The 24,468-nt window shown below is 39.8% G+C and carries 19 protein-coding genes and 2 pseudogenes; 13 read left to right on the top strand and 8 right to left on the bottom strand.

Annotation, left to right across the window (positions count from 1 at the left end):
• The first annotated feature begins 28 nt into the window (after positions 1–28).
• The 8 genes from benE to mdh all read left to right on the top strand — a co-directional run bounded on the left by benE (position 29) and on the right by mdh (position 8,862).
• Positions 29–1,261 (top strand): benzoate/H(+) symporter BenE, encoded by a 1,233-nt coding sequence (benE, locus tag R2H34_RS09080; RefSeq protein ID WP_075696515.1) that lies wholly within the window; start codon positions 29–31, stop codon positions 1,259–1,261.
• Between the two features lie 18 nt (positions 1,262–1,279).
• Positions 1,280–1,966: a 3-oxoacid CoA-transferase subunit A gene (locus R2H34_RS09085; protein ID WP_087540114.1), complete on the top strand. Its 687-nt coding sequence runs from the start codon at positions 1,280–1,282 to the stop codon at positions 1,964–1,966.
• 11 nt (positions 1,967–1,977) lie between these two features.
• Entirely contained in the window at positions 1,978–2,637 is a 660-nt protein-coding gene (locus R2H34_RS09090; RefSeq protein ID WP_087540115.1) for a 3-oxoacid CoA-transferase subunit B, read from the top strand.
• 11 nt (positions 2,638–2,648) lie between these two features.
• Positions 2,649–3,881, top strand: coding sequence for a 3-oxoadipyl-CoA thiolase (gene pcaF, locus R2H34_RS09095; RefSeq protein ID WP_171425349.1), 1,233 nt, complete (start codon positions 2,649–2,651; stop codon positions 3,879–3,881).
• Entirely contained in the window at positions 3,881–4,654 is a 774-nt protein-coding gene (gene pcaD / locus R2H34_RS09100) for a 3-oxoadipate enol-lactonase (RefSeq protein WP_087540119.1), read from the top strand. Before pcaF ends, pcaD begins: the two co-directional genes overlap by 1 nt.
• Before the next feature lie 188 nt (positions 4,655–4,842).
• Entirely contained in the window at positions 4,843–6,207 is a 1,365-nt protein-coding gene (locus tag R2H34_RS09105; protein WP_087540120.1) for an aromatic acid/H+ symport family MFS transporter, read from the top strand.
• Between the two features lie 52 nt (positions 6,208–6,259).
• Positions 6,260–7,513 carry an OprD family outer membrane porin gene (locus R2H34_RS09110; protein ID WP_318342244.1) on the top strand — a complete coding sequence of 418 codons (1,254 nt, stop codon included), beginning with the start codon at positions 6,260–6,262 and terminating at the stop codon, positions 7,511–7,513.
• 176 nt (positions 7,514–7,689) lie between these two features.
• Positions 7,690–8,862: an iron-dependent methanol dehydrogenase gene (gene mdh / locus R2H34_RS09115; protein ID WP_004911209.1), complete on the top strand. Its 1,173-nt coding sequence runs from the start codon at positions 7,690–7,692 to the stop codon at positions 8,860–8,862.
• Positions 8,863–9,084: 222 nt separating this feature from the next.
• Here mdh and R2H34_RS09120 read toward each other — a convergent pair whose 3' ends face one another.
• Positions 9,085–10,266 (bottom strand): hypothetical protein, encoded by a 1,182-nt coding sequence (locus R2H34_RS09120; RefSeq protein ID WP_004911210.1) that lies wholly within the window; start codon positions 10,264–10,266, stop codon positions 9,085–9,087.
• Between the two features lie 139 nt (positions 10,267–10,405).
• On the opposite strand from R2H34_RS09120, the gene R2H34_RS09125 reads away from it, so the two are divergent.
• Together R2H34_RS09125 and R2H34_RS09130 are read left to right on the top strand one after the other, a co-directional pair.
• Complete coding sequence (locus R2H34_RS09125; RefSeq protein WP_004911212.1) at positions 10,406–11,917, top strand: aldehyde dehydrogenase family protein; 1,512 nt, start codon at positions 10,406–10,408, stop codon at positions 11,915–11,917.
• 250 nt (positions 11,918–12,167) lie between these two features.
• The gene (locus R2H34_RS09130; RefSeq protein WP_252665979.1) at positions 12,168–13,043 is read left to right on the top strand and encodes a bile acid:sodium symporter family protein; all 876 of its coding nucleotides are present in this window, start codon (positions 12,168–12,170) and stop codon (positions 13,041–13,043) included.
• A 63-nt stretch (positions 13,044–13,106) separates the two neighbouring features.
• Here the strand turns inward: R2H34_RS09130 and R2H34_RS09135 are convergent.
• The 4 genes and pseudogenes from R2H34_RS09135 to R2H34_RS09150 all read right to left on the bottom strand — a co-directional run bounded on the left by R2H34_RS09135 (position 13,107) and on the right by R2H34_RS09150 (position 17,109).
• A pseudogene (locus R2H34_RS09135) lies at positions 13,107–14,108 on the bottom strand (2-dehydropantoate 2-reductase).
• Positions 14,109–14,253: 145 nt separating this feature from the next.
• Positions 14,254–15,133, bottom strand: a pseudogene (gene hchA / locus R2H34_RS09140) (glyoxalase III HchA).
• 106 nt (positions 15,134–15,239) lie between these two features.
• Positions 15,240–16,244 carry an NAD(P)H-quinone oxidoreductase gene (locus R2H34_RS09145; protein ID WP_005402600.1) on the bottom strand — a complete coding sequence of 335 codons (1,005 nt, stop codon included), beginning with the start codon at positions 16,242–16,244 and terminating at the stop codon, positions 15,240–15,242.
• 7 nt (positions 16,245–16,251) lie between these two features.
• On the bottom strand, positions 16,252–17,109 hold the full coding sequence (locus tag R2H34_RS09150) for an AraC family transcriptional regulator (RefSeq protein ID WP_318342245.1): 858 nt from the start codon (positions 17,107–17,109) through the stop codon (positions 16,252–16,254).
• Between the two features lie 65 nt (positions 17,110–17,174).
• Here R2H34_RS09150 and tnpA point away from each other — a divergent pair, with 65 nt between their 5' ends.
• The 3 genes from tnpA to tnpC all read left to right on the top strand — a co-directional run bounded on the left by tnpA (position 17,175) and on the right by tnpC (position 19,569).
• The gene (gene tnpA, locus R2H34_RS09155) at positions 17,175–17,558 is read left to right on the top strand and encodes an IS66-like element accessory protein TnpA (protein ID WP_004684363.1); all 384 of its coding nucleotides are present in this window, start codon (positions 17,175–17,177) and stop codon (positions 17,556–17,558) included.
• Complete coding sequence (tnpB, locus tag R2H34_RS09160; RefSeq protein WP_004642106.1) at positions 17,555–17,890, top strand: IS66 family insertion sequence element accessory protein TnpB; 336 nt, start codon at positions 17,555–17,557, stop codon at positions 17,888–17,890. The genes tnpA and tnpB overlap by 4 nt, the downstream gene beginning before the upstream one ends.
• Positions 17,891–17,964: 74 nt before the next feature.
• Entirely contained in the window at positions 17,965–19,569 is a 1,605-nt protein-coding gene (gene tnpC / locus R2H34_RS09165) for an IS66 family transposase (RefSeq protein ID WP_004684361.1), read from the top strand.
• A gap of 235 nt (positions 19,570–19,804) precedes the next feature.
• Here tnpC and R2H34_RS09170 read toward each other — a convergent pair whose 3' ends face one another.
• Genes R2H34_RS09170 through uca form a run of 3 tightly spaced genes read right to left on the bottom strand, consistent with a single transcriptional unit; the run spans position 19,805 to position 24,457 of the window.
• Positions 19,805–20,113 (bottom strand): hypothetical protein, encoded by a 309-nt coding sequence (locus tag R2H34_RS09170; RefSeq protein ID WP_075696518.1) that lies wholly within the window; start codon positions 20,111–20,113, stop codon positions 19,805–19,807.
• A gap of 31 nt (positions 20,114–20,144) precedes the next feature.
• A complete protein-coding gene (locus R2H34_RS09175; RefSeq protein ID WP_004639207.1) occupies positions 20,145–20,840 on the bottom strand; it encodes a GntR family transcriptional regulator in 696 nt (231 codons plus the stop codon).
• An 11-nt stretch (positions 20,841–20,851) separates the two neighbouring features.
• On the bottom strand, positions 20,852–24,457 hold the full coding sequence (gene uca / locus R2H34_RS09180; protein WP_318342246.1) for an urea carboxylase: 3,606 nt from the start codon (positions 24,455–24,457) through the stop codon (positions 20,852–20,854).
• Positions 24,458–24,468 lie beyond the last annotated feature (11 nt).

Consider the following 24,468-nt stretch of genomic DNA (forward strand, 5'->3'; position numbering starts at 1 on the left):
ACAGCAGGAAATCTTGCAAGGAGGCGCTATGACTAACCTGTTGACGAGTTTAAAAAATGATTGGTCTATTTCAGCAACTATTGCAGGATTTTTAGCGGTTCTGATTTCATATTCTGGTCCGCTTATTATCTTTTTCCAAGCAGCACAAAAAGCCAATATCTCAACAGAAATGATGATTTCATGGATTTGGGGCATATCAATTGGTGCTGCTGTTGCTGGAATCTATCTTTCAATTCGTTATAAAACCCCTGTCATCACAGCATGGTCAGCTCCTGGTACGGCATTATTGGTTTCACTGTTTCCAAATATCTCTTTGAATGAAGTTGTTGCAGCTTATATCACTTCAGCGATTGTCATTTTTATAGTTGGAGCGACAGGATATTTTGACAAATTGCTGAAATGGATTCCTCAAGGAATCGCAGCAGGCATGATGGCAGGGATTTTATTTCAATTTGGGCTCGGATTATTTGTAGCAACGGATTCCATGCCTTTGATCGTTTTCAGCATGTTGCTTTGTTATTTATTAGCAAAACGATATTCACCTCGTTATACCATGCTGTGGGTTTTGTTGTGTGGTGTTTCACTCAGCTTAATTTTGGGAAAAATGAATCCCGTTGAAATGCAGTTTAGTTTTGCTATTCCTCATTTCATTTATCCAGAATGGACTTGGCACTCTACATTTAACTTGGCTTTACCTTTAATTCTTGTGAGTCTGACAGGACAGTTTTTGCCAGGTATGGCAATTATGAAACTGAGTGGCTATGACATCCCTGCTAAACCGATTATTACAGCATCAAGCATCGCTTCACTCGCAGTCGCATGTGTAGGTGGAATTACGATTGTACTTGCTGCAATTACTGCTGCTCTATGTATGGGTAAAGATGCTCATGAACTCAAAGAGAAGCGTTATATCGCAGGTGTTGCCAATGGTATTTTCTATATTTTAGGTGGCTTATTTGCTGGCAGTATTGTCATGCTCTTCAGCCTTCTTCCCAAAGAACTCATCGCAGCTTTAGCAGGATTAGCTCTGCTTGGGGCGATTGGGACAAATGTCATGATTGCGATGAAAGATGATCATCAGCGCGATGCAGCATTAATCACATTTCTTGCAACGGTTTCAGGAATGCACTTTCTTGGACTTAGCTCAGTTTTTTGGGGCATCTGTATCGGTGTTATTGCCCAGATTCTTTTAAATCCTCACGCCCACCCAAATACTGTGATGACCCAGTCATCTTCTGAAAAACAGATCAGCAAGACTTGATTGTAGGATGAATTTATTATGATCGACAAATCACAAGCTTCACTGGTTGAAGCACTCTCCCAAATCCAAGATGGCTCAACCATCATGATTGGTGGTTTTGGAACCGCAGGACAACCTGCTGAACTCATCGATGCTCTGATTGAACTCGGGGTTAAAGACCTTGTCATCGTCAATAACAATGCAGGCAATGGCGATTATGGTCTTGCCAAACTCCTAAAAACAGGTGCAGTCCGTAAAATCATCTGCTCTTTCCCTCGTCAGGCGGATTCATGGGTGTTCGATGAACTCTACCATGCAGGCAAGATCGAATTAGAACTCGTCCCACAAGGTAATCTCGCTTGCCGTATCCAAGCTGCTGGGATGGGTTTAGGGGCAGTATTCACCCCAACTGGCTTCGGAACATTATTGGCAGAAGGCAAAGAAACCCGTCATATCGATGGCAAAGACTATGTATTGGAATATCCAATCAAAGCTGACTTTGCCTTAATCAAAGCTCACAAAGGCGATCGTTGGGGAAATTTAGTTTTTAATAAATCGGCACGTAACTTTGGACCGATCATGGCCATGGCTGCAGATGTCACCATCGCTCAAGTTTCTGAAGTAGTAGAACTCGGTCAGCTTGATCCTGAACACATTATTACCCCAGGGATTTTTGTTCAGCATGTGGTTGCTGTTAAAGCAACATCACCTGTCGCTGCACAATAAGGAGAATAACAATGAGCTATCAAAAACTCAGCCGTGACCAAATTGCAGAACGTGTTGCACAAGATATTCCTGATGGTGCCTATGTCAATTTAGGTATTGGCTTACCCACTAAGATTTCAAATTACTTACCTGCGGATAAAGATGTTTTTCTGCATTCTGAAAATGGTTTATTGGCATTTGGCCCACCACCAGCCACAGGCGAAGAAGATCCTGAGCTGATTAATGCAGGCAAAGAGTATGTGACCATGCTCACAGGGGGATGCTTTTTCCATCACGGGGATTCCTTTGCCATGATGCGTGGGGGTCATTTAGATATTGCAGTACTGGGTGCATTCCAAGTCGCAGCCAACGGTGATCTTGCCAATTGGCATACAGGTGCAGCTGATGCGATTCCTGCTGTGGGTGGTGCAATGGATTTGGCTGTAGGTGCAAAGAAAGTGTTTATCACCACCGATCATGTCACCAAACAAGGTGAACCGAAGATTGTTGAGGAGCTTTCTTATCCTGCAACAGGTCTGAAATGTGTTGATCGTATCTATACCGATCTGTGTGTGATTGATGTGACCACAGAAGGTTTAAAAGTGATTGAGAAAGTGGATGGTCTGAGTTTTGAAGAACTACAGGCGTTGACGGGTGCTCAGTTGATTGATGCAACACAGGCTAAAGGATAAGCGACATGACCATGATTTTAAAAAATGCATACATCATTGATGCCATTCGTACCCCCTTTGGACGTTATGCAGGTGGTTTAGCCCCTGTACGTGCAGATGACCTTGGTGCAGTTCCAATTCAAGCCTTAATGCAACGTAATCCAACGGTCGATTGGCAACAGGTGGATGATGTGATTTACGGCTGTGCCAATCAAGCGGGTGAAGACAACCGTAATGTGGGGCGTATGTCCGCATTATTGGCTGGCTTGCCTTATCAAGTCCCTGCAACCACAGTGAACCGTTTATGTGGTTCATCTTTAGATGCGATTGCCATGGCTGCACGTGCGATTAAAGCAGGTGAAGCAAATCTCATTATTGCAGGTGGTGTCGAGAGCATGAGCCGTGCACCCTATGTGATGGGTAAATCGGACAGTGCTTTTGGTCGTAGTCAAAAGATTGAAGACACCACAATGGGTTGGCGTTTTATCAATCCAAAGCTCAAAGAAATGTATGGTGTAGACACCATGCCACAAACTGCAGAAAACGTCGCAGAACAATTCAAGATTAATCGGATCGATCAAGACCATTTTGCCCTAAACAGCCAACAACGGACTGCAGCAGCACAAGCCAAAGGCTTTTTTAAACAAGAAATCGTTCCAGTCACGATCCCACAACGTAAAGGTGATGCGGTCGTTATCGATACCGATGAACACCCACGTGCATCGACCACGATTGAAGCATTGACGAAACTCAAAGGCGTGGTGAAAGCAGAAGGTACAGTGACTGCGGGTAACGCTTCAGGTATTAACGATGGTGCAGCAGCACTATTGATCGCTTCAGATGATGCGGTTGCTCAATACCAACTTAAGCCTCGTGCCAAAATCATTGCAGCCACTACGGTGGGTGTTGAACCCCGCATTATGGGCTTTGCCCCTGCGCCTGCAATCAAAAAGTTACTGAAACAAGCCAATCTGACCTTAGAACAAATGGATGTGATTGAGTTAAACGAAGCCTTTGCAGCTCAAGCTCTAGCGGTGACTCGTGATTTAGGATTAACAGATGATGATGCGCGTATCAATCCAAATGGTGGAGCAATCGCTTTAGGTCATCCACTCGGTGCATCGGGTGCGAGATTAGTGACCACAGCGCTGAACCAACTTGAACAGATCAAGGGACAATATGCTTTGTGTTCAATGTGTATCGGTGTGGGTCAAGGGATTGCTTTGATTATTCAGCGTGTTGATCTAGATACAGGAGTACAGTAATGCCGATGTTTCAATCCGCAGATGTCATGATTCATTATCAGACCTTTGGTGATGCAAATGCCCCTGCTCTGGTGTTCTCCAACTCCCTAGGTACGAATTTTGGGATGTGGCAACAGCAGTTTAATTTTTTTAAAGATCGTTTTTTTGTGATTTGTTATGACACTCGTGGTCATGGTTCATCTTCTACTCCAACTGGTCCTTACACTTTGCAACAGTTAGGTGAAGATGTGATTGCTTTACTAGATCATTTGAAGATTGAAAAAGCCGCCTTTTGTGGAATTTCAATGGGCGGTCTAACTGGACAATGGTTAGCGATTCATTATCCATCGCGTTTTAGTCATGTGATTATTGCCAATACCGCAGCGAAGATTGGACAGGAACAAGCATGGCAAGATCGTGCCGAACTGGTACGAAAGCAAGGTTTAGAACCAATTGCTGCAACCGCAGCATCTCGTTGGTTTACTGATCCTTTTATCCAAAGTCATCCTTCAGTTGTTAGCCACCTATGTAACGACTTAAGTGCTGGCAGTGCACTGGGCTATGCCAATTGTTGTGAGGCTTTGGCTAAAGCGGATCTTCGTGGTGAACTAAAACAAATCACGATACCTGTTTTAATTATTGCAGGAACTCTTGATCCAGTGACCACAGTTACAGATGCTGAATGGATGTTGCAACACATACCAAAGGCTCAGTTGGTTGAAATTAATGCTTCACATATTTCAAACGTTGAAGCACCTGTTGAGTTTAATCAGTATATAAATCAATTTATTTAATATACCTATTGTTATAAAAAAGCAGAGTATAAAATACTCTGCTTTTTGCCGTCTAAAATTTAGATAGAAAATAGTAAATTCAATACCTTAAAGACATAAAGATATATCAATTTAGTTTTTGACTGAATCCACATAACAAAATAGTTTAAACATTAATAAAACAAAGCTTCACAAATTGGAGGTGAAGGATGTATATGGAAAAAGTCAATATCAATGAAACAATTGATAATGCCAAATTTAGTTTATTTCATTGGAAGGTTTTAGTTTGGTGCTTACTAATTATTATTTTCGACGGCTATGATTTGGTTATTTACGGTGTCGCATTACCATTATTAATGCAGCAATGGTCATTAACGGCTGTTCAAGCAGGATTATTAGCAAGTGCTGCCCTATTTGGAATGATGTTTGGTGCAATGATATTCGGTACATTATCAGATCGTTTAGGAAGAAAGAAAACCATCATGATCTGTGTCACCTTGTTTAGTGGTTTTACATTTCTAGGGGCTTTTGCAACCAATCCCGTTGAATTTGCAATTTTAAGATTCATAGCAGGATTAGGTATAGGCGGTGTAATGCCAAACGTTGTTGCATTAATGACGGAATATGCACCTAAAAAAATTCGAAGTACTTTAGTCGCAATTATGTTTAGTGGCTATGCTATTGGCGGTATGACTTCAGCATTGTTAGGTGCTTGGTTGGTAAAAGATATGGGATGGCAAATCATGTTCCTGATTGCAGGGATTCCATTATTGATGTTGCCTATCATTTGGAGATTTCTACCTGAGTCATTGGCATTTCTGATCAAATCTGGAAAGGAAGAACAAGCTAAACAGATCATCAATAAGCTGCTACCTACACGAGACATTCATCAAAATACTCAATTGGTTTTCAATGAAAATATTCATCATGAAGCACCAGTAAAAGCCCTTTTCCAAGATGGTCGTGCATTTAGTACATTCATGTTTTGGATCGCTTTCTTTATGTGCCTATTAATGGTGTACGCATTGGGAAGTTGGTTACCTAAATTGATGTTGCAAGCAGGATATTCTTTAGGCGCAAGTATGCTGTTCTTATTTGCATTGAACATTGGTGGTATGGTTGGTGCAATTGGAGGCGGTGCTTTAGCTGATCGATTCCATTTAAAACCAGTCATTACCTCAATGTTTGTAATCGGAGCTGCTGCCTTAATACTATTGGGATTCAACAGTCCTCAAATTGTTCTCTATAGCTTAATTGCTTTGGCAGGTGCAGCAACAATCGGTTCACAAATTCTTCTATATACTTTCGTCGCACAATTTTATCCAACTACTGTTCGCTCAACAGGTATGGGCTGGGCATCAGGTATCGGTCGTATAGGTGCAATCATTGGGCCTGTACTTACAGGTGCATTGCTCACTTTTGAACTACCTCATCAAATGAACTTCTTAGCAATTGCAATTCCTGGTGTGATTGCTGCATTTGCGATCTTCCTCGTCAATCTAAAAGTCGCGGTCAATGTACCTGAAAGTTCAAAATCAACTCTTCAAACACAAGCTTCAGTCAACCAGCAATAAGTAATGTTGCGCCGAGGATTGGCGCAACTCAACTCAAAATGGAAATTAAAAAATGCATATATTTAAATGTAATAAGCTTATTTTGTCCTCTATTTCACTCCTAAGTGGATTAGTTTCAACTTCACTTTGGGCTGATAATGTAAGCGCTAAAGAAGAATGGAAATTTACCTTAAAAAATGCCTACATCAATCGTAATTTTGAGAATGAAGCACTGAAGGATACTGGAAGTTGGTCTCAAGCTGCCTCTTTGTTTTATAACTCACGAATGCTTGAGACACCATTAAGTATTGCCGAAAAACCTTTGACAATCGGTGTGGATGCTTCCGTTCAATATGCTGTTAGATTAAGTTCAGATAAACATGTGGCTGATACGGTATTACCATTTGATAAAGCGACTCAATCACAGGCTTCCGATTATTTAAAACACGGCGCCACTTTAAAATTAGGTTATGACCAAACCTTGTTGAGTGTTGGTGAGCTTTGGTTAGACTTACCTGTTACTGCCGTAGATACCAGTCGTCAGCTCTTAACATCTTATTGGGGTGCAAACCTTAAGTCACAATTAACTGATCAACTTTACGCAGAAATAGGTCATGTTGAAAAAGTATCCCCTCGTAATGAAGAAGATTTTCGTAAATTCTCTTTTACTTCAAATGGAAAGACAGAATACTCAGATGGCTTAAATTATATTGATTTACGCTATCAGTTCTCCCCTGATTTAAAGGGAGAATATTATTATGGCAACATGGAGGATTTATACAATAAACATTATTTGGGTTTAGAGCATAATTTGAAAGGTAAAAATTATGTGCTTAATTCAAAATTTAAATATTTTAATGCTCAAGAAGATGGAAATAATTTTAATATTGATGCACAAAATATTGGTTTATTAGAAACATTGAAAGTAAATAATCATACTTTCGGTTTAGGCTATCAGCAAATTATTGGTGAATCTGCCTATCCATTACCAGATGGTTTTCTTCCTGAAACATATTTCATTAATTGGAATGCTACAGGTTTCTTTAAGAAAGATGAAAAGTCATATCATTTTATTTATGGTTATAATTTTAAAGATTATACCCCTGGTTTTAATGCAGCCGTAAAATATGTTTATGGTGAGGATTTCGAAACGGCTGATGGTAAAAAAAATCATGAAAGTGAGTCTAATATTATCTTGAACTATGCTTTTCAACAGCCCTATCTCAAAGGTTTGGCATTGCAATATATTCGAATTGATTATGATGTGAAGCATGGAAATGATTTTGGTGAGGATCGCATGTTTGTAAACTACACTCATAAATTCTAAAGACTTAAACTTTGTATAGGGATACTCAACTTTATGTAGCGTATCCCTTTTATTTTTAAAACAATATTTTGGTAGGTATTTGGTAGGTAGGAAATTTTTTTAAGCACTCCATACTAAGTTCAAGGTGTAACTCACCTGAATAACAAACAATGGAAAATGGAAGAAGGAATCACTCCATGGCTTTTAAAAATATTGCAGATCAAACAAACGGTTTTTATATCCCTTGCGTTTCTCTCTTTGGTCCAGGCTGTGCAAAAGAGATTGGAACGAAAGCACAAAATCTCGGTGCAAAAAAAGCATTAATCGTTACAGACGAAGGTCTATTTAAATTTGGTGTAGCAGATACTATTTCAGGATATTTGAAAGAAGCTGGTGTAGATAGCCACATCTTTCCAGGTGCAGAGCCTAACCCAACAGATATTAATGTTCACAACGGTGTTAAAGCCTACAACGACAATGGATGTGATTTTATCGTTTCATTAGGTGGCGGTTCATCACACGATTGTGCAAAAGGGATTGGTCTTGTAACTGCTGGCGGCGGACATATTCGTGATTATGAAGGAATTGATAAAAGTACAGTTCCGATGACTCCCTTGATTGCAATCAATACTACAGCAGGTACAGCCTCAGAAATGACGCGTTTCTGCATCATTACCAACACGGATACTCATGTCAAAATGGCAATTGTAGACTGGCGTTGTACACCTCTGATTGCAATTGATGACCCTAAGCTTATGGTTGCAAAACCTGCTGGTTTAACGGCAGCTACAGGAATGGATGCATTAACCCATGCCGTCGAAGCTTATGTCTCTACAGCCGCAAATCCAATTACAGATGCCTGTGCTGAGAAAGCCATTACTATGATCAGTCAATGGTTACGCCCTGCTGTAGCCAATGGTGAAAATATCGAAGCACGCGATGCAATGAGCTATGCACAATATCTAGCGGGTATGGCATTTAATAATGCATCTCTAGGTTATGTCCATGCAATGGCACATCAGCTTGGTGGGTTCTACAATCTTCCTCATGGCGTATGTAATGCGGTGCTTTTACCACATGTATGCGAATTTAATTTAATCGCTTGCCAAGATCGTTATGCAAAAATTGCAGAGTTAATGGGCGTTAATGTTGAAGGTTTCACTGAAACAGAAGCTGCATTTGCCGCAATTGATGCGATTCGTGAACTCTCATCATCAATTGGCATCCCATCAGGATTAACTGAACTTGGTGTGAAAACTGAAGACTTGGCAATAATGGCTGAAAATGCTCAAAAAGATGCATGTATGCTGACCAACCCACGTAAAGCAACACATGCTCAAGTTGTAGAAATTTTTAAAGCTGCTTTATAACGCTTTCCTCTCAAAAGTAAGCCAGAACTCCGAGACTTGGCTTATTTTTTTGTGGGAATATTAAAATGGTTATATTCCCACTTTTTTGTATAAATTAAAATTCAAAGTAAACAATGATTTATTTATTTTTTTGATCTTTCTACAGAACATCGAGTTCTTTTTCAGGCAAAGCAAATTTCATTTTTTAATTAACGCTAGATAATTCTAATCTCAAATATTCAATCAATATACGTCTTTAAACTTACTCAAAGATAAGCGTGCAGGATGTTCGCTAGGGAACAATTCCATTAGACGTTCTACAGCATCGATTGCTTCTGGGAAATGGGCCACATGTTTAAGGAGTAGGTCTGTTTCTTTAGTTTTGAAAATCGCATCACTTAAACGAGACTCAAGACAATCACGCCATGCACATAAAAATGGACTTTCAGTTTTAGCGAGGAAAACACCTTTATATAATTGAAGTGCAGACGCGACATAACCTGCATCTAAAGCCTGCTCTGCTGACAGAAAATCAGCTTCAACATCAGCCAGTAGACGATATGGGCGAGAACCCAACATACCACCTAAAATATCCCGTAGTTGAGACATTTCTGCTTTGAGCGTACCGATACTCACCTTACGCTCACCATATAATGCTTGATGTAAATTTTCTAAATTCAAGCCATTTGGACATAAGGCTAAAATGACTAATATCTCGACCTGTCTTGGAGTTAATACCAATGATTTATGGTTAAAAATAATTTGAGGCGTGGCAAAGGCACGAATATATAAACGTTGGCGCTGTTGTTCGATTAAAGCAGTTTGAATAATAGATGCACATCGTTCAGCAGCTAATACACCAAGTGTATTGTGTTTTTTCCATGTCGTAGATAAATCAACGACACCCAATACCTGTTTTGAATACGGGTCTAAAATTGGTGCTGCATAGCACACCCAATCATGAATAGACTCCATGTAATGTTCATTTGAGAACACACAACTTGATTGTTGAGTTTTTAAAGAAAGTGCTAGAGCATTGGTTCCGACCATATCTTCAGCCCACTGCCCACCTGCAATAAAATGCACTTTTTCAGCTGCACTTTGCATTTGATTACTAGATGCAGTCCAAATAATCGTACTTCCAACGTCACCTACCGCGATAACCATTGAGGATTGTTCTGCAATATGACTTAGTTCATCGGAACAGGTCTCAAGTGCTAGGTCCAAACTGCTTTTGTTCTTTTTATTTTGACTTAATAGTGGTGCTGCTAAGCGTTCTTTAGGAATCGAGGACGAAACAGATCGCTGCCATGAACTCGCAATACTTTGACCAAGTTTTTCAGCATTTTGTGGCGACAGACTACTTTGTTTTTTTAGCTGATCAACGGACGAACGATGTTGCAATAACTCTTGTTTTGTAAACATTTGTGTATCCCTCACACTTGATCATGGTTTCCAACCTTTCTCCAACCTTCGCACTTATATCCTAAAGAAATAACGTACAAAAGTACCTTATACCAAAGCTGTAGATCGTTAAATCAATTATAAGCAAAGGAATTTATATATGCGTTACATCGATCCTAACCAACCTGGTTCAAAAGTCCAATTTAAATCTCAATATGAGAACTTTATTGGCGGTCAATGGGTAGCTCCTGTAAGAGGAGAATACTTCGATAATGTTTCACCTGTCGATGGCAAAGTGTTTACAAAGATCCCTCGTTCTTCAGTTGAAGACATTGAACTTGCTCTCGATGCAGCACATAAAGCAAAAGCTGAATGGAATAAAAGCTCTGCTACAACGCGTTCAAATATTTTATTAAAAATAGCGGATCGTATGGAACAAAACCTTGAGTTTCTTGCAGTTGCAGAAACTTGGGACAATGGTAAACCAGTACGTGAAACTTTAGCCGCGGACATCCCGTTAGCGATAGATCACTTCCGCTATTTTGCTGGATGTATTCGTGCACAAGAAGGCGGAATTTCAGAGATTGATGAAGATACGATTGCCTACCACTTTCACGAGCCTTTAGGCGTTGTAGGTCAAATCATTCCTTGGAACTTTCCGATTTTGATGGCGGCTTGGAAACTCGCACCAGCACTCGCGGCGGGTAACTGTATTGTTTTAAAACCAGCAGAACAGACACCTGTGGGTATTTTACTGGTCTTAGAACTTATCCAAGACATACTTCCACCAGGTGTTCTCAACGTTGTTAATGGTTTTGGTGCTGAAGTGGGTCGACCATTAGCAACTAGTCCCCGTATTGCGAAGATTGCATTTACTGGTTCTACTCAAGTCGGTCAGCTCATCATGCAATATGCAACTGAGAATATTATTCCAGTCACCTTGGAGCTTGGGGGTAAATCACCAAATGTCTTCTTTGAAGATGTGATGGACAAAGATGATGATTATCTTGATAAAGCGCTAGAAGGCTTTGCAATGTTTGCATTGAATCAAGGTGAAGTATGTACTTGTCCTTCTCGTGCCTTAATTCAAGAAAGTATCGCAGATAAGTTTTTAGAAAAAGCAATCGAGCGAGTTAAACGAATTAAGTTGGGTCATCCATTAGATACTGAAACCATGGTTGGCGCTCAGGCTTCCTTAGAACAGCAAGAGAAAATTCTACGTTGTATCAGCACAGGTCGCGAGGAAGGTGCTGAAGTACTTGTAGGTGGTGGTGCTCGTCAAGAAGTTGGTGAAGGTTTCTATATTGAACCGACGGTGTTCAAAGGACACAACAGTATGCAAATTTTCCAAGAAGAAATTTTTGGACCTGTGTTGTCAGTGACTACTTTCAAAGATTTTGATGAAGCAATCAAAATTGCCAATGAAACCATTTATGGCCTAGGAGCTGGGGTTTGGTCACGTTCTGCACATACTTCATATCGTGCAGGTCGTGCAATAGAAGCAGGTCGTGTATGGACAAATTGTTATCACATTTACCCTGCTCATGCAGCGTTTGGTGGTTACAAAAAATCAGGTATTGGTCGTGAAAACCATCGCATGATGTTAGACCATTACCAACAAACCAAGAACCTATTGGTGAGCTACTCAACTAAACCAGCGGGTTTCTTTTAAAAAAGCTTATTTATCTCGATAAGTCAGTTTAAAGTAAAGGCAAGTACACGAGTTGTACTTGCCTTTTTTAGTTATTAGAAATTCACATAAAAATATCAGTTGTCGTGTAGTTGACAGATTTTCAAATAAATATATGTTTAAAGTGCTAGATCGAAACTTAGATCATCTTTGATTTGTACACGATGATGGTCACTTTTAAAACGATATCAATTATTTATCAAAATAAAATTCATTTAGGAAAGCACGGTTTATGGATTCAGGACTGATCACAATATTTTTGCCTATCGCCTTAGCCATTGTTATGGCAGGTATGGGGCTAGAACTAACACTTAAAGACTTTGCGCGAGTCAGCAAACACCCTAAAGCTGTTTTAATTGCTTTATTCTGCCAACTCATTTTATTAGTAGGGATAGCGTTTTTAATCTGTAAAATACTTGCTTTACCACCGCTTTTAGCAGTCGGTTTGATGCTATTGGCTGCATCACCTGGTGGTACGACAGCCAATTTATTTAGCTATTTATATAAAGGTGATATCGCACTCAATATTACGTTAACTGCCATTAACGCTATTATCGCAGCGGTGTTCCTACCCTTAATTGTAAATTTCTCGATTCTGCATTTTATGAATGAAGGACAGCAAGTCGGTCTGCAATTTACCAAAGTTTTACAAGTTTTTCTGATTATTTTAGTACCTGTATGCATTGGAATGCTTATTCGTCATTATGCACCGCATATTGCTGAAAAACTGAATCGTCCTGTACGAATCTTTGCCGTGGTTTTTCTGCTGATTATCATTCTAGGCGCAATTATTAAAGAGCGAAGCAACTTGATAGATTATTTGGGACAGATTGGTTTAGCAACCGCACTATTCTGTGCTATTAGTTTAATGGTTGGATATTTCGTGCCACGAATGTTAGGCATTAGTTCATATCAAGCACGTGCATGTGCATTTGAGATCGGGATTCATAACAGCACTTTAGCCATGACGATTGCTCTCACCATTATGGCAAGTACCACCATCGCGATGCCTGCCGCGGTATATTCCATTTTCATGTATATCTTCGCGACTATATTCGGCGTATTAATTACGAAATTTGCCCCTCAAGATGCTGTAAAAACAGTCTGATCTAAGATTTTTATCAAAAAAAGCGTATAGAGATGCTATACGCTTTTTTTATGCATAATCGAATCACAATTGCATTAACTGTGCTTTAAGTTTTGATCCAGACCATACTTTCGGTTCTGATTCTGCCTGTTTGACTAGCTCAATTAATTTTTGGTTAATTGGTGCTGTAAGATTCAACTGTCTAGCTAAATTAACAACTTCACCATTAATCCAATCGATTTCAGTTTTTCTTCCAACCATTAAATCATCAGCCATCGAAGAACGCGCAAGTGGATCAATCGCGAGCATTTTTTTACTGATAATCTTAAATATAGGATTGGGTAGTTTTAAAATTTTAGGAATAAATTGTGCTGGAATTGGAGTAAGTTTTGCTGGTTTGATTTTGGCTATTTTTAATAGATTTAATGTTTCTAATTGAGCAAGTGCCAAACACTGACGATATTCTCGAATAGATAATTCTTGTTTCAGTGGAAGTTGGGATAGCGCATTGATTGAATTATTTAAGTTCAATAATAATTTTGCCTATTGCACAGCTTGCATATCTTGTTCTAACTGAAATTCTAACTTTGCTTCTTGAAATGCAAGCACGAGTTCAGCTAATTGCTCATGGTTTTTTACATACAAAGCACCATCTGTTCCTTGGTGGAATCGACCATTCCCCAAAGCTGCGACATTAAAAGGTACCATTCCTTCGAGTATAGTGTGGTCTGTTAAAATTCGTTTTAGAATTCCCACATTACTTAAGCCATTTTGAAAACTAATAATAATGGTCTTTTTCTTTAAAATATCTTTTAATTCAAGGGCTACTTGTTCAGTAGATGTTGATTTTACGCAAACAAAGACAATATCAGCATGAGCTGCACCATTGGGATCAATGCTCATTTGTAATTGATTTACAGAAATAGTTTGCTTGAATCCTGTGTAATCTGAAACAGTTAAACCGTAAGTTTGAAGTTCTTGCTGAACTCTAGGACGAACAATAAAATCTATGTCATAGTCAGCTGCAACCAATCTACCGCCAAGATAGCATCCAATAGTGCCTGCACCATAAATACATATTTTCATTGATGATCTCTAACTATTTAATTATATCTTGCTACTTTTCTAACATAATCAAGATTGCGGACATGATTTGTCAGCTAGCTTACAGGTTTTAAATTTTTCTCAAGAAAAAGCCCAATCTAAGATTGGGCTTTAAGTTTAAAAAAGATTATGCGTTAAGACTTGGATCAGCTAATAAAATTTCAGCAGCAAGTTTCCCCAAATTATTAGAGGCTAAGGGACTATCACCCGTTAACAGTTTTCGATCTTGATGAACTTGCCTTGTGATTCCCTTATTTAGGATTTCTACACCAAGCTTTTCAAGCTTTTCGCCGACGAGCCACGGCAATTGTCCAGGCATATATCCAATATCAATATTGGCACCTTTATCTAATGAATCTGGGAAAACACAGACTTGATAGCCTTTAAAAATATAATCATTTGGGCTTTCACCAACTGCGGCTGCTAATAAAGAAGCTGGGCCATGACATAAGGTAATCACATATTTATCATGATCCACTGCCCATTTTAATAAAGCCTTAACTTCTTTACTCTCAGGAATTTTAGCTAAAACACCATGTCCGCCAGGGATAAAAATACCTGCATATGGTGAGTCAGCGCTTAAAGCTTGATCTAAAATATCAGCTAATTTAAGTGGAGATTTAAGTTGTTTCTCGTACTTATGATAGGTATCCAAAACCACTTGCTCTTCTTTTGGGATCGCCCACATTTCCAGTTTAACTGGATTACCTGAAAGTGTTGCAACATCAAAAGGCAAAACCAGCATTGTCCAAATGGAACATCGGTAACAACATTTCTACTGGATGATTCTCTGTAGAAAAGAATTTCTCATTTTGCATCAGGATATAGCGTTCATCCGTTGCAATCATGAGGATCTTTTTATCGCCCTGATATGGATTTGGATATGTAGTTCCGTCATAGTCAGTTTTTGGAGCCGTATACTGACTTAGAGAATAAGGTGATGGAAAAAAAGCATTATCTTCAGCTAAATCTGAGGTTGGGTTACGATCATCTGTATTTGTTGTCATGTTCAAATTCCTCGTAGGATATGTTTGATTTACATATTGCTTTTCCAAGTGATCATTCTCAAGCTTGATCTATAAATAGGCATAGAATGAATACGATTAGGCACAATTACGATTTAATTTCGAGTACTACTTTTCCAATATGTTCACTGCTTTCCAAACATTGGTGTGCTGCAGCAACCTCTTCAAAAGCAAAAGTCTTATAAATAATCGGTTTACATTGACCTGTTTCGATTAGTGGCCAAACAAACTGCTCCAATTCTTGGGTAATTTTTGCTTTTTCATCATTGGTTCGAGCACGCATCGTTGAGCCAGTCACCACAGCGCGTTTGAGCATGAGTTCTTGAATATCAAAGCCATCTACTTTTCGACCGCCCATAAATCCGATAATTACCAGTCGCCCATCTCTTTTTAGCAATCTCAGATTCTGATTAAAGTAAGCAGCACCGATAATATCTAAGATCACATCTACACCTTGCTGATCTGTGAGTGATAAGATTTCTTGCTCAAAATTTTGTGTCTTGTAATTAATAACCGTCGAAATTGAGCTTAATTTTTCTACTTTTTCTTCACTTCCCACTGTGGAAAAAGTTTGAATACCCATCGCATGACATAAGCTCAACGCTGTAGAACCAATTCCACTCGCTCCTCCATGAATTAACACGGTTTCATTCTTTTTTAACTGTCCGATCTGAAATAGATTTGCCCATACTGTGAAATAAGTTTCTGGAATAGCTGCTGCTTCAATAAAGCTCAGATTTTTTGGAATCACTAAAGTTTGATTTGCTGGGACAGCACAGTATTCTGCATACCCTCCACCGTTGGTCAGCGCACAGACCTTATCACCGACTTTAAATTTTTCTACTTTTGAACCAATTTGTGAAATGATCCCAGCAACTTCCAATCCTGGAATCTGCGTTACACCTTTCGGCATCGGATACAACCCTTGTCGTTGCAAAATATCAGGGCGATTGATGCCTGTGGCATAGACTTCAATTAATACTTCATCTTCTTTAATCTCAGGTTTCTTACCTTGTACAACTTTTAGAACTTCAGGACCGCCAGCTTGAGTAATTTCGATATATTTCATTTGTTCGCTACTATTTTGATTCATGATTTACTCATTCCTTATGTATATTTACTTCAGTTTGATTAGGAGAAAAACCAAACTGCTTTTTAAACTCTCGACTAAATTGAGATGAGCTTTGATAACCAACAGCATAAGCTGCTTGAGCAACGCTTTGGTTTTCGTTTTGCAACATTTGTTTTGCCTTATGCAACCGCGTGACTTTGAGATACTGCAAAGGTGAATGTAATGTGACTTGTTTGAATGCTTTATGAAACGCAGAAATACTCATATTGGCTTGCTCAGCAAACATTTCCACTGTTAATTTCTCTGTAAAATGATGTTGAATATATTCACAAATCTTATAAATCTGTCGTAAATTGCCTTGAACTACTAATCCTGTTAAAGCATCAGCACCCGAATGTTGAATAACTCGATACAATAACTCTCGTTTAATTTGTTCACCTAAAATCAAGCTGTCTTGTTCAGAACTTAAAGTTTTTAATAATCGTATCAATACATTCGAAATGGTTTCATCATATTGAATGACACTCATGCCTGTAGTGAGTGCTTTAAATTTATCATTTTCAAAATATATTTTTGCTAATAACTCATTTACCGTATTCGCCTCTAGTTTCATGCTGGCCGCAATCATAGGTAATTCAGGACTCGCAAACGTATCACAATCAAATGGCATAGACACAGAGACGATAAGGCATTCACCTTGCTGAAATGCATAGGTTTCAGTTCCGATATAACCACGTTTACTACCTTGTAAAACAAAAACTAAGGTCGGTTCTTGCAATACGGCTAATGGTGGTGTGTTGTGATCTACACGCATCAAAGTGATGCCATCTATTGCCGTAGCAAAGAAGCCTTCTTTAGCAACAAGGTAAGCGTCCGCTGAACACACCTTATGAATTCGTCCTATAAGCCTTAATTTAGTCCTGACTTAAAAACAAGTGGGAACTTAAATTTATGACTACAAATAACCAGACATCCATCGCATCTCTTACGATAAAACGAAGAACATATAGTGCTGAATTTAAACAGCAGATCGTTCAGGCGTGTAAAGCATCGGAGGTTTCAATTGCTTCGGTCGCTTTGCAACATGGATTGAATACAAATCTTGTATCCAAATGGATTCGCTTAATTGATGCTAAGCCAGGGAATGATCGCTCACTACTACCGAATAAACCTGCATTTATTACCTTATCTTGCTCCGCACCATTAGATCCTATCCCTACTGGCATGTTAACGGTTCAAATTACTTTACCCCACTCAAAAGCAGAAATTGGCTTGAAATGGCAAGTATCAGAAATATCTGCTTTAGCAGAATTACTCAAGGCACTTACAACATGATCCGTATCGATGAAATCTGGTTGTCTACTCAGCCCATGGACATGCGTGCAGGTATGGATACGGCCATGGCTCAGGTGGTGAGAGCCTTTGGCTACATCAAACCGCATTGTGCTTACCTGTTCTGTAATAAACGTGGCCATCGCATGAAAGTGCTGGTACATGATGGACTGGGCATCTGGCTGTGTGCCCGGCGGTTGGAACAGGGAAAATTTCACTGGGCTAAAGTTCACCAGGGTGAAAGCGTAGCCCTCAGCCCAGAACAGTTACAGGCACTGATCCAGGGTTTGCCTTGGCAGCGCATTGGACGACAGCAGGTGGTGACGATGCTCTAAACTAGCTTGGTCCATTCTGCTATTCTCCAAACGTTCTATTTCCTCTGCGTCATGACCTCAGGCATACTGCGGTCATGAATACGCTGCCTGATTTAAGCCAACTGACCCATGAACAACTGCTGGAATTTACCCGGCAGTTGGCAATGCAGCATCAGTCTTTGGCACAATCAAATCAAGAATTAGAAAAATCAAACCAGCAATTGGATGCCAAAGTTCAACATCTTTCCATTCTCACGCAAAAATACGAGCATGAGCTCGCACTATTTAAACAGCACAAATTTGGCAGTAAAAACGAACATCTCACCGCAAAACAAATCCATCTGTGGGATGAAGCGGTCGAAGAAGATATTGCCGCTGTTGATCTGGAACTGGAACGGCTGAATGCAGATAAAACTGATGCAGCGACACACAAAGCCACAGTCAACAAACCTAAACGTCGACTGCTGCCCGATCATCTACACACCATCCGTATCGAGCATGAACCAACATCAACCCAATGTGCTTGTGGCTGCACCTTGCGTCGTATCGGCGAAGATATCAGTGAAAAACTACATTTCAGACCGGCACAGTTCTATAAGGAACAGCATGTGCGTGGCAAATGGGTCTGTGATCAGTGTGACACCCTGACTCAGCAAGCGATGCCTGCCTATGTGATTGATAAAGGCATTGCTTCACCTGAACTGCTCAGCCATGTGCTGGTATCGAAGTATGCCGATCATTTACCGCTGTACCGTCAACGTCTGATCTATCAGCGGGCGGGAATCGAGCTTTCTAGATCAACGTTATCTGACTGGATAGGTCGCTGCGGTGTGGAACTGGAACCTCTGGCCAATGCCTTAAAACAGGTGGTGCTGCAACAGCGGGTGATCCATGCCGATGAAACGCCGGTCACCATCATGCGGATGGGTGATGATGAGAAAAAACCGAAGAAAGGTTATGTCTGGGCCTATGCCACTACACAGTACAATCCAGTTCAAGCGGTGATCTATGACTTTCAGGATAGCCGTTCAGGTCAGCATGCAGAAGAGTTCCTGAATGGCTGGCAGGGCCATCTGGTCTGTGATGATTACAGTGGTTATAAAGCACGCTTTAAATCAGGCGATGTCATAGAGGTGGGCTGCATGGCGCATGCACGTCGTAAATTCCATGAGCTACATGTGACCGGGAAAAGTCAGATCGCTGAACAGGCATTACTGATGATTCAGAAACTGTATGCGATAGAAGCAGAACTCAGGAAAAAGACCGATGGTACAGCAGAACACCGCCGCGAATACCGACAACAGCACAGCCAACCGGTGATGCAACAACTGTGTGAATGGCTCAACCAACATTATCTGACGGTGCCATCGAGTTCTCCAACCGCCAAGGCCATCAATTACAGTCTGAAGCGTTGGCCAGCCTTAAGCCGCTATCTGGATGATGGCAATCTACCCATTGACAATAACTGGGCAGAGAACTCAATGCGTCCCTGGGCATTGGGCCGTAAGAACTGGTTGTTTGCAGGTTCGCTGCGCAGTGGACAGCGAGCGGCAAATATCATGACTTTAATCCAGTCAGCAAAGCTGAATGGGTTGGATCCGTATGCCTATCTCAGTGATGTGCTGAAAAGGCTGCCGACGCATAAAGCGACCCAAATAGAAGAATTACTACCACATCGCTGGAAATCCAACTCAAATTAAAAAATAGGCATGGGGTTCAGCGGACGCTTACGCAACAAGTTTTAAAAACAGTGAGCTAAGTATTTGGTTATTCATCATGTGTCATCTGATGATTCTAAATTTGATTTTTATTATTAAATAGAAAATGAATAAAAGATGTTAGTTTTATGCAGGATTAGGCATAGAAAATAGAGTTTTGTGAATTTCATTTGAACATGTGATATAGATTTATAAAAATGATCTAGCAAACTAAATCTTATTTATTATCAGAAAAAACAATAGCTAAGAAAAATAATAGTGTTATGAAAGCACCCACACCTAAACTAACCATAATTATTTCTAGATTCATAAACTCCATCAATATACCATGTTTTCCCCACGCACCATCAAAGCCATGATTTTCAGATTTCCTACCTAATCCTCCAATGATACAAAACCCTATACTAGAAATAAAAAAAATACTTAAGGAAGCCTTCCATAGTTTAAAAAGTTTGAGAAATGAAATTAAACTCATTCCAAGTATAGTCACAATTGAAGCTACAACGGCATAATGCCAGTTATCCATAAAAATCCTTATTGCTCACCATACTCTAATCTTAATAAAACTGACTTGAATCCAACATCTGTAAAGTAATTTTTTTCACTTCATCACGACTTTGCATAATATGTGCTTCAATCGCTTGAATGGCTTCATCTACTTTACGATTAAAAATATAACCCAGTATTTTCTGATGCTCCTGATAAGTCGCTTCAACGCGATAATCTTTAGAGAAGTCTAAACGACGAATAATACGGATTCGCTCGCTCAAATCACGATGAATTCTCGCCATTTCATTATTTCCAGAGGCACGAACTAAAGCGCAATGGAAATCCTCATCTTGTTGTGACAATTGTTTAATGTCTTTTAGATATTGATGAGGTTCAATCAACCATAAATCTTTTAGAACGGATAATTCAACCGAGTTTTGATGATCCATCTGGCAAAGTTTACGAATCGAATCTTTTTCTAATACGATCCGCACATCATAAAGTTCTTCATAATACCGAAAATTGAGCGGTCGGATTTGCCAACCGCTACGAAAACTCACATCAACATAACCCTCTTGTTGCAAACGATATAGTGCTTGTCGGATTGGGGTGCGACTTACATCATAAGCTTTAGCAACTTCAGATTCAGTGAAACGTTCACCTGGCATCAGTTTGAAATCAAAGATATCATTCTTGATGCGTTGGTAAACCAGCTCAGACAAATTGTCTGAGCTTTTTGTTGTTTTTATTTTGGTTTCTTTCATGCAACTTTGCCTTATTCCATATAAACCAGTGGTTCACCACTATGTACGGTTTGCCCTGCTCTACAAATAATGGCTTTTACAATGCCATCTTCTTCTGCATAAACAGGAAGTTCCATTTTCATTGCTTCAATAATAGCAACAGTTTCACCTTTTTTAACCTCTTGACCATGTTCAACAAAAATTTTCCAGATATTACCTGTCATCGATGCATTTAATGATGCTAAATGACTGTAATCAGCATGGTTATTTTCTTGAATTTGTTCTTCAGGTTGAGCTGAAAACTCCTCTTTCCAGCGATCCACTTCAGTTGTGAATGCTTGTTGTTGCTTAGCTTTAAACTCGGCAATACTTTCAGCTTCATTCTCCAAGAATTTTACATAATCTGCATAATCAAATTCTGTTTCTTCAATCTTGATCTCAGCACGACCATTTTCAAAGTCTGCACGCCATTGATTCAATTCCTCTTCTGTCACTTCAAAATATTTAATTTGATCGAAGAACTGTAAGAACCATTGTTTATCGCCAAATTGTTTGTTTTTCTTAAACTTATTCCAAATTGGCAGAGTACGCCCAATCAATTGATATCCGCCTGGTGAATCCATGCCGTAGATACACATGTACATACCACCAATCCCAACCGTTCCCTCTGCGGTAAAGGTACGAGCTGGATTATATTTAGAACTGAGTAAACGATGGCGTGGGTCAATCGGTACGGCACAAGGTGCTGTTAAATACACATCACCCAAGCCAAGAATTAAATAGTTCGCATCAAAAATAATATCTTTAACTTCATTTCGATCTGCCAAGCCATTAATGCGTTGGATAAAATCAACGTTATTTGGCAACCACGGTGCTTTAGAGCAAACACTTTCTTGATAGCGTTCTACAGCTCCTAAAGTCGCACTATCTTCAAATGCCATCGGCAAATGTACGATACGAGATGGGATTTTTAATTGGCTCAAATCACCCATCTCTTTTTCGAGTTGAAGTAATTGAGCAATCAATTGTGATTGTGGAATTACTAAGCCATCGTATTTAATCTGTAGTGAACGAACACCCGGTGACAGTTCCAATACGCCTGCAATTTTTGCATCACGAATCATTTGAATAAGTTGATGCACACGTAACCGTAAAGCTAAATCTAAAACATTTTCGCCGTATTCTAAGAGAATATAACTATCACCTGCTTGACGATACACTGTTTTTGGCGACAATTCCGTTGGTTCACGTTGTGCCAAAATCGTACTGACAACTTCTTGAATTGGCTCAATCGTTTCTACAACTTTACTTGCTTCCGCAAAGTTTTGGATATTTTCAATTTGCTGACGTTCAAGTTCATTGGCTTGTTCAACACTAATCGGATAGAAACGAATTTTATCATCGGCTTTAAGTTGTCCCACTTTCCAAAGTTCGGCTTTGGCAATCGTCACAGGACAAACGAACCCTCCTAAACTTGGACCATCTTTAGCCAGAATTACAGGGAAATCGCCTGTGAAGTTAATTGCTCCGATCGCATATTCACAGTCATGGACATTTGATGGATGTAAACCTGCTTCACCACCATTTTCTCGTGCCCAGCTTGGCGTTGGTCCTGATAAACGAACGCCTAAACGATTTGAGTTAAAGTGAACTGTCCACACTGATGCAAAAAACTCTTCTACATATTCAGGTTTAAAGAAATCTGGTGCGCCGTGCGGGCCATATAACACCGCAATTTCCCATTCATTACTATATTCAGGAATCAATTCAGCCGATAACGCTTGAGGTTCATCATGTGCAAGTGGCAATTCTGCACTAGCAAATGCTGGATCAACCATTTTAATCATGTCACCGACACGTAAGGTACGACCTGCATGACCACCAAAATTACCAAGCGCAAAAGTAGAACGACTGCCTAAATATAAAGGGACATCCAAACCATTTCGTACCGCTAAATATGTGCGACACCCTGATCCAACTTGACCGATTTTTAAAATTTGTCCTGCTTTAACTTCAACAGGTTTCCAAAAATCAATTTCCTGATCATCTAACAAAGCATTACAGCTTGCGCCCGCCAAAGCAATAATCGTATTTGTATGGAACTTTAATGTTGGCCCAACTAAGGTAAACTCGAAACCTGCGGCTTTAGCATCATTTCCAACAATACGATTAGCAAGCTGAAATGCATAATCATCCATTGGACCAGATGGCGGAACACCAATATCCCAGTAGCCTGTACGACCCGGATAATCTTGAATTGAACTTAAAGTTCCTGCTTGAACAACTTCAATCACGTTTGGCGTGTAATTGAAATCATCCAGCATTCTTGTCCAAATTTGCATAGATTCAAAGCGCTGATCTGAAACAATAGCACGTGCATAATCCAAGTTGGTACTAATGCCATTCAATCGAGTTTCAGCCAATACATGCTTTAATTTTTCAATAGCACTAGCACGATCGTCAGCATGCACAATAATCTTGGCAATCATTGGATCGAAGTATTGAGAAATCTCTGTGCCTGTTTTGACCCAAGTATCAACACGTGTACCCTCAGGAAAGGCAACTTCTGTCAGTACACCGGGACTAGGCTGGAAATTTTTCACAGGATCTTCGGCATAAACACGAACCTCAATCGCTGCACCTTTCGGCTGAATATTGTTGAGATATGTCCAATCAAGTTCATCACCAGCAGCCACTTTGAGCATACATTCAATTAAGTCTAAACCTGTCACCATCTCAGTGACTGGATGCTCAACCTGTAAGCGTGTATTCACTTCTAGAAAATAAAACTCATCTCGATTGGCATCGTAAATAAACTCTACTGTTCCTGCACTACGATAATTAACCGATTTACCCAGTTCTACCGCTGCTTGATGCAGTTTTTTACGTGTCGCCTCAGGTAAGTTTGCCGCAGGCGTTTCTTCGACCACTTTCTGGTTACGACGTTGCAAAGAGCAATCACGCTCACCGAATGCAACAACTTGCCCTTTTCCATCACCAAAAATTTGTACTTCAACATGACGAGCCTTATCAATAAAGCATTCAATAAATACGCCTGCATCCTTAAAGAATTGTTCGCCCAAACGTTTTACACTTTCATATGCATCGGTCAAGACTTGTGGCGAATCACAACGAGTCAAACCAATACCACCACCGCCAGCAGTACTTTTCAACATAATTGGATAGCCAATACGATCTGCGGCAATCAGTGCTTCTTCTAAGCTATCCAACAATCCAGTTCCCGGTGTCATTGGTACATTGGCAGCAGCAGCTAATTCACGAGCACGATGCTTTAGACCAAATTCTAGAATTTGCTCAGCCGTTGGTCCCATGAAAGCAATATTATTTTCTTCGCAAGCACGAGCAAAATCTGCACTTTCAGAAAGAAAGCCATACCCAGGAAAGATTGCTTCTGCGCCAGTTTGTTTAGCTGCCTGAATCAATTTTTCGATACTCAAATAAGTATCGGCTGGTTTTAAACCCTCTAATCCAATCGCAATATCAGCATCTTCGACATGTTGCGCATAACGATCACTATCCGAATACACAGCAACACTGGTTATACCTAATTTTTTAAGTGTGCGAATCGCTCGAACAGCAATTTCACCACGGTTTGCAATAAGTACAGTTTTAAACATGATGATTTCCC

The sequence above is a fragment of the Acinetobacter sp. 16 genome, from assembly GCF_033439925.1.
GTDB classification, from domain to species: domain Bacteria; phylum Pseudomonadota; class Gammaproteobacteria; order Pseudomonadales; family Moraxellaceae; genus Acinetobacter; species Acinetobacter junii.